Raw genomic sequence first — 12191 nt, forward strand, 5'->3', positions numbered from 1 at the left:
AAAAATTCTGCCCTGCTATTTTCAAGGGCAGATTAACTTTTAGGTTGACATGAAACTCGATGAGGTTCTTCTGGCAGAAAATGTGGGCGGATACGATCTGTTCCTGAGAGCAATAATCGGCCCGGCTTTGCTCATAGCTCTTGCTATGGATTTAATAGAAACATCGCCGTGGAACTGGATTGCAGCGATTATAGCATTTGGAAGCATTTTTTCAGGAATAACCCGTCACTGCACACCGTACTACTTTTTGGGAATAAATACTGCGAAGAAATAAGTGTTTCACGCTTATCTCTTCAATGCTTATATTTCAAAAGTTCTCCTCTTTTCCCACCAGAGTTTTACCCTTGTACTATGGCCATTTTCCACAATGCGGTTATCCTGCATTTCAAGTGTTTCTTCCAGATAGTCCCTGATTATTTTCTCCTGCTGGTCCGTTTCAATGGTATATCGGGACATGAAAAAATCAAAAGCCTCATCCATGGAGGAAAAGGAATTATTATAACCGAGGGGAAAAACATGCATGTCCGGATAGATTCCCATGCTGTAGAGTACATTGTAAAGGACATCACATCTTGGAGAGGGTGTGTAATTTTCCCCATAAAGGAGAGGCCACAATTTGTAAGAATGGTCATCCCAGGGGGTTTCACCTGCAAACCAATAGAGATATACATACTTTGAAGAAGCATCCTGCATTTTCCCGATTGCTTCTTTTATGTCGGGCATGCCTAATGAAAAGGAAGCAATAACAATATCATAGGGTACTTTCAGATCCTTTCCAACATCCAGATCTTCCCAGCGCTTGTTAACACAATCGATGTTTTCCACGCCGTAGCGCTCTATATTTTCCTGCAGGATTTCCAGCATTCCCCTGCTTGGTTCAACAGCCGTTACATGTGAGACTCTTTCTGAAAGTGGAATTGCAAGACTGCCGGGTCCCGCACCTATATCCAGTACCCTGCAATCCGGAGTAAGGGGAAGTTCATCCAGTGTTTTTTCCACTCTTTCCCGATTTTCGCAGGATCTTTTCCAGAAACGCTCCGCATTTTCCCTGCTGTCCCACAAATTTGCACAGTCACCACGGTTTTTATTGTCATCTTTGCGGTTTGCCTGAATCATCTCTTTCCAGACTTCATTCCAATCGATTGAACTCGTTTTCATAATAACACATCCTGTCAGTCAGTCCTGCGTTTCAGGATAAAGAATGTTATTAACAGACCGGATGTAGCTGTAAGGCTCAAAAAACCGGGGATGCTTGCAAGGTTTTGTTTTTCTGCTGCAGTTTCTTCAGTAACCAGGGTTTGTACGTTATCCTCTTCGGATGATGTTGCAGAGGGCAAAGGGGCAGAAGATTCTTCCGTAAGGGTCGTATCTCCCTGTGAAGCCGTTTCATTAGCGACATTTACATCGTTTTCAGATGAAACAACGACATCAGCCTCTTCTGTTTCAAAAACTATATTCATTGCAGGATAGAACAAATATCCGCCGTTGGATCCCTTTCCGGCCTTGGATGTTTTAAAGTACCAGTCATCTGTAAAATATGTTTTATCATTTATTTCCAGAGTGATTCTTTTACTATTGGACATATTGATCCAGCTTTCCGACACTTCCCTGCATTCAAAAAGTCCAAATTCATCTCCTTTCTCAATGATTTTGATATTATCCTTATCTATCAACCAGGTATATTTGAAAATGGCAAATGAGTCGGAAGTGCTTCTGAAAGTATTATCAAGATATGTGACAAAATAAACCACGTCTTCGGATCCAGCAAAATCATCTTTTGCAATGAAAGCACGGTCATCGTCATTGCCTTCCATATCAAGTACAACTGATTCCAGTTCTTCCTCATCTTTGTAAAGGATAACAAAAACCTTGCCTGCATCTACATCCAGTTGATCTAATTTCAGGCTGTATCCCTGACCAAGATTCCATGATTCGCCTTCTTTAAGATCTTTTTCCGCATCGCCTCCCTGTTCGGTTATGAGGGTTGCCATTTTACCTGCGTCGTCGTCAACAACAATGTATTTCTTCCCGAACCACGGAATTACGGAATAGGTATTAACAGCAGTAGCATCGGTTTTGGCACTAAGTTTAAATTTTTTGCTATAGGAGTGAGTGCTGTAAATGAGTTCTTTTTCATCAATGATGTTGTTGTCCGGTGCCGCTCCAATGGCAGGATTTTCCGTATCAATATTCAGGTAGTATAATATTTCTGTATTTGATCCCGCATCATTTAATGAAAAATAAAGAACACTCCAATTGAGACCATCCCACACGATGGCAGACGCATTGTTACCACTGTCAAGAATATTCCCGCGCACTTCTACCGAATCAGCGGAACAAATACCGCTGACAAGTGCAAGTGACATGAATACAATCAATACTATGCTTAGTTTTCTGAATATGGTTTTTTGAATAGGCCATACCTCCTTTTCAGATATTCCATCAATTAGTGTTACTAAAAATAAATATATTCAATATTAATGTTACTAATTAATTAAAACGTAATACTAAACACATATTATTTATAGTTTCAGTAGTAACTTTGTTAACCTTGTTAATTTATACAAAATCCTCCTCGCAACTGGCAGGAGTTAGCTAAAAAAGTTTGAAAAACAATGCAGTTGCCTTTTACAATACAAGGTATCGTAATCAAATATGGTTCGATCCCTGTACAGTTGGGCTCCATTCGTGCTCTTAAATTTTGCAGCCCCAGCTAATACAGGGGTAAAAGAAGTTTCCGAAAAAACAAAATCTTCTGTATTTTGAATTGATGTTCAGAAATACTATTCTGATCTGCGATTAAGTGTTATCTTTTGAAAAATTCAATGCACAAAACTAAGGAAGATCAATCTTCAAATATTTCCTCATCTGTCAGATAGCATGCCGGATCGTTGGCCCAGACGTTGCCATAAACTGCTTCTGCTCTTACCCTGAAGTTTCCGTTACAGGTATCGAGCCATTTGCATTTTCCACATCTATCAGCATGCTCTTTTAGAAGAGGTTTCCGATCTTTTAGTCCTGCAAGCAATTCATCGCTTAAGTCAGTCCAGATTTCACTGAATTTGCGCTCTCTCACATTACCGATTGTGTAATGTCTCCAGAACTGATCCGGATGAACCTTGCCATCCCATGAAACACATCCTATTCCGATTCCAGTGGAATTACCGCCATTCATCTTCAAAAGCTCAAACACATCCGCCGCTCTTTCCGGGTTTTCTTCCAGCAACTTCATGTAAATGTAAGGGCCATCACAGTGATTATCTACGGTAAGCACTTCCGCCATCATTTCCTTCTCATGAAGCTGGCGTGTTCTTCTCATTATGAGATCCAGAGTTTCACGGCTTTCTTCATGTGTAAGGTCTTCCTTGACAAGTTCTGTCCCCCTGCCTGCATATACCAGATGATAGAAGCAGATTCTGGGTATTTTTTCTTCTTCCAGCAGGTCGAAGATTGCAGGAATTTCCTTAAAATTGCTTTTGTTAACGGTAAATCTAAGACCGACCTTAATTCCGGCTTCCATACAGTTGTGCACGCCTTCCAGAGCTTTCCTGAAAGCACCTACAACACCACGGAATTCATCGTTAGTTTCTTCTGTACCATCAATTGAGATGCCTACATAGGAAAGTCCGATTTCCTTGAGTTTTTTTGCCATTTTTGGGCTAATCAGCGTACCGTTGGTTGAGATTACAGCTCGCATGCCTTTTGAAACCGCATACTCTGCCAGCTCAGGTAAGTCTTTCCTGACAAGTGGTTCACCGCCTGAAAAAAGGATCACAGGACTTCCGAACTCAGCAAGGTCGTCAATGAGTTTTTTTCCTTCCTCGGTTGTGAGTTCATCAGGGAAATCCCGGTCATCTGCTTGCGCGTAGCAGTGCACACATTTCAGATTGCATCTTCGTGTTACATTCCAGACAACTACAGGTTTTTTGTCCTTTGAAAATTGCAACAGGTGTGAGGGTAACTTTTTAGATTCCCTGCCATACCTCAGGGCATCGGATGGTTCAACAGTTGCACAATAGAGTTTTGATACGCCGATCATCAGCAAAGCTCCAGATTTGGTATTAGAAATATTCCTTTTTTATTGTGGATAGCATCTCCTCAAAGGTATACTTTCCAGGTTGGATATCTGTTTTGATTCCGTATTCTCCGAGGGTTGCTGCAGTAGGTCCGCCAATTGCGGAGACAACGGAATTATTCAGGATTTCTTTTACTGTCCCGAGTTTATCCATGGACTTTGCAAGTTCAAAGAAGTTTCGTACCATCATAGAACTGGTAAATGCAAAGACAGAGATTTTCCCTTCAAGGATTTTTTCCATCAGGTTTTTCTGTTTTTCTCCTTCAGGACGTACAAGTGTGTAAACCTGGGTTTCATAGACCATAGCCTCACATTTCTTAAGTCCTGATATCAAGAGACCAGATCCATATGCACTTCGTGCTATATCCACAGTTTTTCCTTTGATGTGCGGGCACAGGTATTCCACGAGTCCCTCTGAGCTATAGACTCCAGGCATTCCCATAACTTCGATGCCAATGTCTGTAAGTCGTTTTTTGGTGGTAGGCCCGATGGCAACCACATTGGTCTTGTTAAGGGCTTCAATCAGCTTCTCCCTATCAACACCAGATTTGTTGAGTGTGTGCTCAATTCCGTTTGCACTCGTAAAAATCGCATAATCAGATTTGCCGGACAAAATGTGGTCTATTACAGTATCGAATATCTCGTCCCGGATAGCTTCCAGTTTTATCATAGGGGCTTCGATTACACTAAAGCCAAAGGATTCTGCCAAGTCCTTTGAAGCAGGCAGATATTCCTCAGGTCGCATTATAGCAATTGTTGGATTTTCAGTTTCCATATTCACAGACTCATACTTTCTGTGTTCCCAGTATTTGGTGCACGTTGACTACATCACCGACTACAGTTATTGCAGGTGCTTTAACTCCTACTTTTTCCGCAATGTCAGCAATATCGGCAATTGTTCCCACTGTTACTCTTTGATCAGGGCGTGTCCCCCTCTCAATAAGAGCTACTGGCGTAGCCGCTTCTTTTCCGTTTTTGAGTAATTCTTCCATATTCCTGCGAAGCATTTTGACTCCCATGAAAATCACCAATGTTCCGGGAGAGCTTGCAAGATATTTCCAGTCAAGACCGGTCTCTTCCTTTGTAGGATCTTCATGGCCAGTCAGGAATGTAACCATTGATGCGTGTTCCCTGTGTGTAACAGGAATTCCTGCATAAGCAGGTACTGCAACAGCTGCAGAGATTCCGGGTATGATCTCAAATTCAATACCTTCTTTTACGAGGACTTCGGCTTCTTCCCCTCCACGTCCGAAAAGGTATGGGTCGCCACCTTTTAGTCTCACCACATCATGCCCTTCTTTGGCTTTTGCAACCAGCAACTCGTTAATTGCTGTTTGGGTCAATCGATGGTCGCCTGCAAATTTTCCGGCATCAATCTTTTCAGCTGTCTCCGGCATGCTGTCAAGGATAGCTTTGCCGGGAAGTTGATCATAGACTATTACCTTTGCATTATCGATGAGTCTCCGGGCTTTCAGGGTAAGTAATTCGGGGTCACCAGGTCCTGATCCAACAAGATAAACCTTTCCATAACTATTGCTCATAATAATCCTCTGAAGGTTGCTGGAGAATGTAATGAACTGATAGTTTAAAAGGTTATATGCGGCCAAATAAAAGAAAAAAGAAGGCAGGTTATTCCCTGCCAAGAATATAGAGTAGCATTTCCTTATTGAGTTTACCTTCCTTTGAAAGTTTCTTTGCAATCTCTTCATTATTCATTCCGGAAATTCTGAGATCCTTAATTTTCTCAGTAACCGAAGGTGAGATTGTGTAGTATTCATTAATGTCTTTTCGATGCCCCCAAACATCGCCTTCAATTAGCTGTACTCCCTGCATTTCAAGAAACATTTCAATGGATTTTGAAACTGTTTTGCGATATGATGCAGGAATCTGGATGACTTCTACGTCTTTACATCGTTTTACCAGACCGAAGATATCTTTGTTTGATGGTCTGAAAGCAAGATGTATTACTTTCTCCCCCGGATCGAGATCTTCGATTTCAGCGCGTTTGCTAACGACTCGTATTTTCATAGTACTCCCTCTTAAGTTGCAAATAGTACCCACAACTTAATAAATAATTATAGAAGACACCTTTTAAATAATTACCGATTTGTGCCTTCTGGTATTTTTTAAAAAATTATTTTTTAAAACGTATTTTTACTGCTTCTGCGTGGGCAGACAGTCCTTCTTCTTCAGCAATTGTAACAATTGTATCTTTTAATCCATGAAGTCCTTCTTCGCTGAGTTTCTGTATAGTAGAATACTTTAGGAAGTGCTGAACGTTAAGTCCTGAATATATCCTTGTGTATCCGGAGGTTGGAAGAACATGGTTTGTTCCGGATGCATAATCTCCAGTTGAAACTGGTGAAAACCTGCCAACAAATATTGAACCTGCACTAGTTATTTTTTCCAGCACTGCATCGTCATCAGATGTTACAATTTCAAGGTGTTCAGGCCCGAAATCATTTGAGAATGTAATACAGTCGGCCATCGAGTCAGCAATAAGAATAGCAGCGTTTTTGAGTGATTCCTTTGCAATTTCGGAACGCTGAGTAATTTCAACTTGCTTTTCTACTTCCTCTCGAACATCTTCAGCCAGAGAAGAGGATGTTGTAATAAGAACCGATATTGCATTTGGATCGTGTTCTGCCTGTGCAATCATGTCTGCAGCTATAAACGCAGCTTCTGCAGTTTCATCGGCAATAATCAAAACTTCACTTGGTCCGGCAGGGAAATCAATTTCCGCATTGTTTCTCACAAGCATCTTGGCAACTGTGACGTAAACATTCCCAGGGCCTACAATTTTGTCAACGGATTTTACGCTCCTAGTTCCATATGCAAGGGCTCCGATAGCCTGTACCCCGCCGATTTTATAGATGTGATCTGCACCGGCGATGCTCGCAGCTGCAAGGGTTATCGGCTGAACTTTCCCATCCGGTCCCGGGGGTGTGCAAACAGACACATTCCGAACTCCCGCCACCTTTGCGGGAATCACTGTCATGAGTGCGGTGGACGGATAAGATGCCCTGCCTCCGGGAACATAGGCTCCTACTGCATTAAGTGGAATAACTTTCTGGCCTGCCATGACTCCGGGAGCAACTTCCATCATCCATTGCTTTTCCGGCATCTGGGCTTCGTGGAACTTTCTGATATTAGCAGCAGCCTTGCGAAGGTGATCTATGAAATCAGTGTCTACTGCTTCAATTGCCTGTTTGATCTCATCTTCACTAACCTCGATTTCTTCAATTTCAGCTTTATCAAACTGTTTTGTGAATTTCCGAAGGGCAGCATCACCATCTGACTTTATTTCATCAAGTATTGAAGAAACAGTTTCCTGTACTGCCATAAGGTCAGAAGTTCGGGTCAGAAGTTCTTCCTTCTCTTCCGCGGTCAGATCATTGATGTGTTTGAAAAGCATGTTATTGTTCCACCGTTAATGATGTCAGTTAAAGTCTCCGAATGTTTTTTGTTTGCCCTGGTTGTTTGATGTCACATTATCTAAATAATCGTTACTGTCGGTTTCAATATTGACCCCAAGGGCTTTAAGGATATTCCGGGCAGTTTTTGTTCCCACGAGTTTTTCAAGGGCTCTGGGATCTGCTGCTCTTAGCTGTTCAGTTGTCTTGAAACCATTTTTGAATAATTTCCTTGCCCGGACTCTTCCCACTCCGGATACCTTCACAAGCTCCATAAGCTCTGCACCGGCACCATAATGGATACGTTTTTCCATTATATCCGGAGCATTTGATCCAATTTCGAGATGATGGGAGAGCCTTGAAGTGGAATGCATAAGCCACTCTGCAAGTTCTGTGATTGCGTGTACATCACCTTCCCCAATCTGGAATCGTTTTGTAATATCATCCAGACTCATCTCTTCTACCCACTTCTGGAGCATCATCGCAGTCTTTACTTCTGAAAGGAACCATTCGTATTCTGTTGCCTTGAAAGGATCTGGCACTTCGATAAAACTCTCGTGGTGTGATATCACATAATCGTTAATCATTTCGTAATCCCGGCTGCGCATATAGAGAAGTCGCATGTCCGGAGCACTGCAGACAAGTTGCAATAAACCGATGTCTGTTAGGTTGTCTGCTTTTTTCATGCCATCAATAATTCTCGCTGCGGAAAGAGGATCGATATAGAGCATTGACACAAGCTTCCCAAGCTGGTTTGCAACTATGTGATTTTCCCGCTCGATAAGCATATCTTTTGCTTCAAGGAAATCCAGACATTCCATTACCACGCTTTCAAGACCGAATTCCCTTTGTTGGTAAGCAAAAAAAGTTGAGCTGAGGAATTCAAGAAGTCCGCTGAAACTGTTAGCAAAGCCACTTGCAAGGGTTGAGAGTACATGGGTTCGTAGTGCATTTTCCGTACCAAGCTTAGACCAAATGTCTTCGGGACTGGCATAAATGAAATTTTCAAAAACAGATTCCATTTCATCGAAACTTTTGGCAATCAGTATTGACTCCCCATAGGGATCAAGATGTGGTCTTCCTGCACGGCCTGCCATCTGTTTATACTCAAGCACCGGAATCGGTTGCATTCCCATGTTGGTGTCATAACGCTTGTAGCTTCTGATAATTACACGTCTTGCAGGCAGGTTCAGGCCAGCTGCAAGGGTGGGTGTGCTTGCAATCATCAGGATCCGGTTTGCCCTGAATGCATCCTCAACAATTTTCCTGTGGGCTGAATTTAGCCCTGCATGGTGGAAAGCAACTCCCCCTTCTATACACTTTGCAAGGAGTTCTGCATTTTCGGTTTCACCGGTTTCCCTGACATTAAGAGCAATCGCTTTCAGCTCTTCTCTTTGCCTCTTGTCCAGTTGTTTTGCAACCTCGAAGCTGGCTTTCTTTGCAAAAGACGAGCAGTTCCTGCGGCTGCTTTCAAAAACGAGGGATTGGCCGCCTTCCTTAATTGTATCAAGAACAAGAGTAACAGCATCATCACTGTGTAGTCGTTCTATCTCTTTTTGGCCACCGGGGAAATAGATGGCATCACCCCAGAAAACACCCTCATTCAATTTTGTGGGTCTCCATTCGCTGAGAATAAGGTTTGCCGAAAGCCATTTTGCAATTTCGTGAGCGTTTCCAACAGTAGCAGAAAGGGCAATAATCTGTGCTTCAGAGTTGAGTTTTCGTAATTTGGTGATAACAACTTCAAGTGTAGGTCCGCGGTGTGCTGAATCCAGCAAATGAACTTCATCCACAACGATGCAGGTAATATCTTCCAGCCACCGGACTCCGTTTCGCAGAAGAGAATCCACTTTCTCAGAAGTTGCAACAATTATGTCATTTGAACCAAGTCTTTCGTCTCTTGACTCAAAGTCACCGGTTGAAATGCCGGTTTTAACACCCAATGGTGACATTTTCAGGAACTGTTCGTATTTTTCGGATGCCAGGGCCCGAAGAGGTACAATATAAAGTGCTTTTCCTTCCTTTTTAATGGCTTTTAGCATTGCAAGCTCAGCTAGCAATGTTTTTCCGGAGGCGGTTGGAATTGCAGCAACAATGTTTTTTCCATTAAGCAAGCCAGCGTCCACTGCCTCTGCCTGTGGGGGATAAAGTTCCTGGATTCCCATTTCCCTGTAAAGCTCGATGGCTCCTTCATCGATGTCCAGTTCTTCTATCTTCATTTTAGCTCACAATAAGTTGCAGATTATTTTCAGTTCTTACCTCTTTGAACAAACTAATATTGATCATTTAATTTATACTAGAAGGTTTCAAACAAATTCTAGCCAGATTTTGAAAGCTGTTAATGAGGGGGAAGCATAGCGAATAATTGTCAACATTTTTATAGCTGACTCCATATATACAAAATGAGGATCACAAAATTGGCAGAAAACACAACCAATAACGGTTTTACTGATCTAATCTCAGGAAATATTGCTGATTATGTTCAGCTTGGAGATTTTGCTTTCATATTTGTAGTTCTGGTAACCACGCTAGTAGTTTCTAAAATCGTAGATCGATTGCTTAAAAACCAGTTTAAGGCGATAAGCCTGAAACTCAATGTTGACGAAACAATTTACAGGATTTTCCGTCACATAACGGTTGCTTTCGTCTATCTTTTAGGCATCATTGTAATTGTAGCTAGAATTCCCACGCTCCAAAACCTTTCACTTGCATTATTCGCAGGTGCCGGGTTTGCAGGTATCGTGGTAGGTCTCGCTGCCCAGACAACCCTTGCGAACATTATTTCCGGGCTTTCCCTTGCTTTATTCCGTCCGTTTAGGGTGGGCGACAGGGTGAACATCCGGGACGAATATGGAAAGATCACAGATATCACCCTGCGTCACACTGTTGTAAAAACATGGGACAACAGGCGGCTTATATTACCCAATCACATCATAAGCGATGAGGCAATAATCAATTGGTCTATTGAAGATCCGACAGTTGCCTGGCCGGTTGACATCGGGATAAGCTATGATTCTGATATTGATCTTGCCCGCAAGATAATGATCGAGGTGACAAAGAAGCACTATAATGTGATGACTTACCCCCAGATACGCAGGCACGATGATTCCATTCAGGAAGGAGAAGAGGTTACAGTCCGTTTAACCGAACTTGGTGATTTTGCAGTGAACCTTCGTTTGCTTTTCTGGGTGGAAGATCGCTCATTTGCCTACACAACAGGTTGTGATATAAGGGAATCAATAAAGAAGCGTTTTGATGCTGAAGGTATCGAGATCCCATTCCCTTACAGGACTATCGTCTACAAGACTGATCTCGAAAAAGAAGAAAAAAGAAGTGAAGAAAAGGCTTCTTAAAGCCTTTTCATTTACTCGTTTGTAAGTTCGCCGCTGAAGTATTTGTCATAGGATGCCATATCAAAGTGGCCGTGTCCGCTGAGGTTGAACAGGATTGTTTTCTCTTCTCCGGTTTCCTTGCACTTACGGGCTTCATCAATGGCACACTTGATTGCATGTGTGGATTCAGGTGCTGGTGCGAATCCTTCTGTTCTTGCGAATGTAACACCTGCTTCAAATACTTCCTGCTGGTGATATGAAGTTGCTTCCATCAGTTTTTCTGCGACAAGTTCACTGACAGTTGGAGCGCATCCGTGGTACCTCAGACCGCCTGCATGAATGGCTGGTGGGATGAAGTCATACCCGAGAGTGTACATTTTCAGGAGTGGAGTCATTTTTCCAGTGTCACCATAGTCGTACTCAAATTTACCCTCATTCAGGGTTGGGCATGCAGATGGTTCAACAGCAATAATTCTGGGGTCGTGTTTACCTTCGATCTTATCTTTTATGTATGGGAAACTGACTCCGGCAAGGTTACTTCCTCCGCCACAACATCCGATGACGATGTCAGGATAGTCCTCAGCCATCTCCATTTGCTTCTGTGCTTCAAGACCAATGATTGTCTGGTGAAGCATCACGTGATTAAGAACGCTTCCGAGTGCATATTTGGTATTGTCATGAGTGGCTGCATCTTCTACAGCTTCACCAATAGCGATTCCAAGGCTTCCGGTAGTATCAGGGAATTCCTCAAGTACTTTCTTACCAAATTCAGTCTCAGTGCTTGGGGATGGGATAACGTTTGCTCCCCAGAGGTTAATCAGGGATTTCCTGTAAGGCTTCTGGTAATAGCTTGATCTTACCATGTAAACCTTACATTCAATGTCGAAATAGTTACATGCAAAAGAAAGTGCACTTCCCCACTGTCCGGCACCGGTTTCAGTGGTAATCCTTTCAGTTCCTTCTTTCATATTGTAGTATGCCTGAGGGATGGAAGTGTTTGGTTTATGGCTTCCTGCAGGGCTAACTCCTTCGTATTTGTAGTAGATGCGTGCTGGAGTGTCCAGTGCCTGTTCAAGCCTCTTTGCACGGTAGAGGGGAGCAGGTCTCCAGATCTTGTAAATTTCTTGAATTTCTTTAGGAATGTCAATGTACCTTTCGGTTGAAACTTCCTGTTTTATGAGTTCCTTTGGGAAAAGAGGTTCAAGGTCTGCAGGACTGATGGGTTCCTCGGTTGCCGGATTCAGTGGCGGAGCAAGTGGTGTTGGCAGATCTGCCAATATGTTATACCATTTGTCCGGCATTTCATTTTCATCAAGAATAAATTTAACACGATCCAAAATAAGTCACATCCTAAATGCACATTTAAGTACT

At 42.5% G+C, this 12191-nt stretch carries 11 protein-coding genes; 2 read left to right on the plus strand and 9 right to left on the minus strand.

Features of this window, described 5'->3' with window-relative positions:
- Nucleotides 1–49 precede the first annotated feature (49 nt).
- The gene (locus tag J2755_RS07060; protein ID WP_209681288.1) at nt 50–274 is read left to right on the plus strand and encodes a YgaP family membrane protein; all 225 of its coding nucleotides are present in this window, start codon (nt 50–52) and stop codon (nt 272–274) included.
- Nucleotides 275–300: 26 nt separating this feature from the next.
- Here the strand turns inward: J2755_RS07060 and J2755_RS07065 are convergent, their stop codons facing one another.
- The 8 genes from J2755_RS07065 to J2755_RS07100 form a co-directional block, all read right to left on the minus strand.
- Complete coding sequence (locus tag J2755_RS07065; RefSeq protein ID WP_209681291.1) at nt 301–1158, minus strand: class I SAM-dependent methyltransferase; 858 nt, start codon at nt 1156–1158, stop codon at nt 301–303.
- 14 nt (nt 1159–1172) lie between these two features.
- Entirely contained in the window at nt 1173–2366 is a 1194-nt protein-coding gene (locus tag J2755_RS07070) for an S-layer protein domain-containing protein (protein ID WP_245312759.1), read from the minus strand.
- Nucleotides 2367–2845: 479 nt separating this feature from the next.
- Complete coding sequence (gene ahbC / locus J2755_RS07075; RefSeq protein WP_209681295.1) at nt 2846–4039, minus strand: 12,18-didecarboxysiroheme deacetylase; 1194 nt, start codon at nt 4037–4039, stop codon at nt 2846–2848.
- Between the two features lie 22 nt (nt 4040–4061).
- On the minus strand, nt 4062–4850 hold the full coding sequence (locus tag J2755_RS07080; protein WP_209681297.1) for a uroporphyrinogen-III synthase: 789 nt from the start codon (nt 4848–4850) through the stop codon (nt 4062–4064).
- Between the two features lie 10 nt (nt 4851–4860).
- Entirely contained in the window at nt 4861–5616 is a 756-nt protein-coding gene (cobA, locus tag J2755_RS07085) for a uroporphyrinogen-III C-methyltransferase (protein ID WP_209681299.1), read from the minus strand.
- An 88-nt stretch (nt 5617–5704) separates the two neighbouring features.
- Nucleotides 5705–6103: a DUF1699 family protein gene (locus tag J2755_RS07090; protein WP_209681301.1), complete on the minus strand. Its 399-nt coding sequence runs from the start codon at nt 6101–6103 to the stop codon at nt 5705–5707.
- Between the two features lie 106 nt (nt 6104–6209).
- The gene (gene hisD, locus J2755_RS07095) at nt 6210–7490 is read right to left on the minus strand and encodes a histidinol dehydrogenase (protein WP_209681303.1); all 1281 of its coding nucleotides are present in this window, start codon (nt 7488–7490) and stop codon (nt 6210–6212) included.
- A gap of 24 nt (nt 7491–7514) precedes the next feature.
- Nucleotides 7515–9707 (minus strand): ATP-dependent DNA helicase, encoded by a 2193-nt coding sequence (locus tag J2755_RS07100; RefSeq protein ID WP_209681305.1) that lies wholly within the window; start codon nt 9705–9707, stop codon nt 7515–7517.
- A 183-nt stretch (nt 9708–9890) separates the two neighbouring features.
- Between J2755_RS07100 and J2755_RS07105 the strand changes: the two genes are divergently transcribed.
- The gene (locus tag J2755_RS07105; protein ID WP_209681307.1) at nt 9891–10841 is read left to right on the plus strand and encodes a mechanosensitive ion channel family protein; all 951 of its coding nucleotides are present in this window, start codon (nt 9891–9893) and stop codon (nt 10839–10841) included.
- Nucleotides 10842–10852: 11 nt separating this feature from the next.
- Here J2755_RS07105 and J2755_RS07110 read toward each other — a convergent pair whose 3' ends face one another.
- Entirely contained in the window at nt 10853–12157 is a 1305-nt protein-coding gene (locus tag J2755_RS07110; protein WP_209681309.1) for a TrpB-like pyridoxal phosphate-dependent enzyme, read from the minus strand.
- Nucleotides 12158–12191 lie beyond the last annotated feature (34 nt).

Origin of the sequence: Methanohalophilus levihalophilus (genome assembly GCF_017874375.1) — an archaeon.
Taxonomy (GTDB): domain Archaea; phylum Halobacteriota; class Methanosarcinia; order Methanosarcinales; family Methanosarcinaceae; genus Methanohalophilus; species Methanohalophilus levihalophilus.

Bases quoted from the DNA above. Each gene is read 5' to 3' on its own strand.
- ahbC (WP_209681295.1), bottom strand. From the start codon at position 4,039: ATGATCGGCGTATCAAAACTCTATTGTGCAACTGTTGAACCATCCGAT.
- J2755_RS07060 (WP_209681288.1), top strand. From the start codon at position 50: ATGAAACTCGATGAGGTTCTTCTGGCAGAAAATGTGGGCGGATACGAT.
- J2755_RS07105 (WP_209681307.1), top strand. From the start codon at position 9,891: ATGAGGATCACAAAATTGGCAGAAAACACAACCAATAACGGTTTTACT.
- hisD (WP_209681303.1), bottom strand. From the start codon at position 7,490: ATGCTTTTCAAACACATCAATGATCTGACCGCGGAAGAGAAGGAAGAA.
- J2755_RS07080 (WP_209681297.1), bottom strand. From the start codon at position 4,850: ATGGAAACTGAAAATCCAACAATTGCTATAATGCGACCTGAGGAATAT.
- J2755_RS07090 (WP_209681301.1), bottom strand. From the start codon at position 6,103: ATGAAAATACGAGTCGTTAGCAAACGCGCTGAAATCGAAGATCTCGAT.
- J2755_RS07065 (WP_209681291.1), bottom strand. From the start codon at position 1,158: ATGAAAACGAGTTCAATCGATTGGAATGAAGTCTGGAAAGAGATGATT.
- J2755_RS07100 (WP_209681305.1), bottom strand. From the start codon at position 9,707: ATGAAGATAGAAGAACTGGACATCGATGAAGGAGCCATCGAGCTTTAC.
- J2755_RS07070 (WP_245312759.1), bottom strand. From the start codon at position 2,366: ATGTCACTTGCACTTGTCAGCGGTATTTGTTCCGCTGATTCGGTAGAA.
- cobA (WP_209681299.1), bottom strand. From the start codon at position 5,616: ATGAGCAATAGTTATGGAAAGGTTTATCTTGTTGGATCAGGACCTGGT.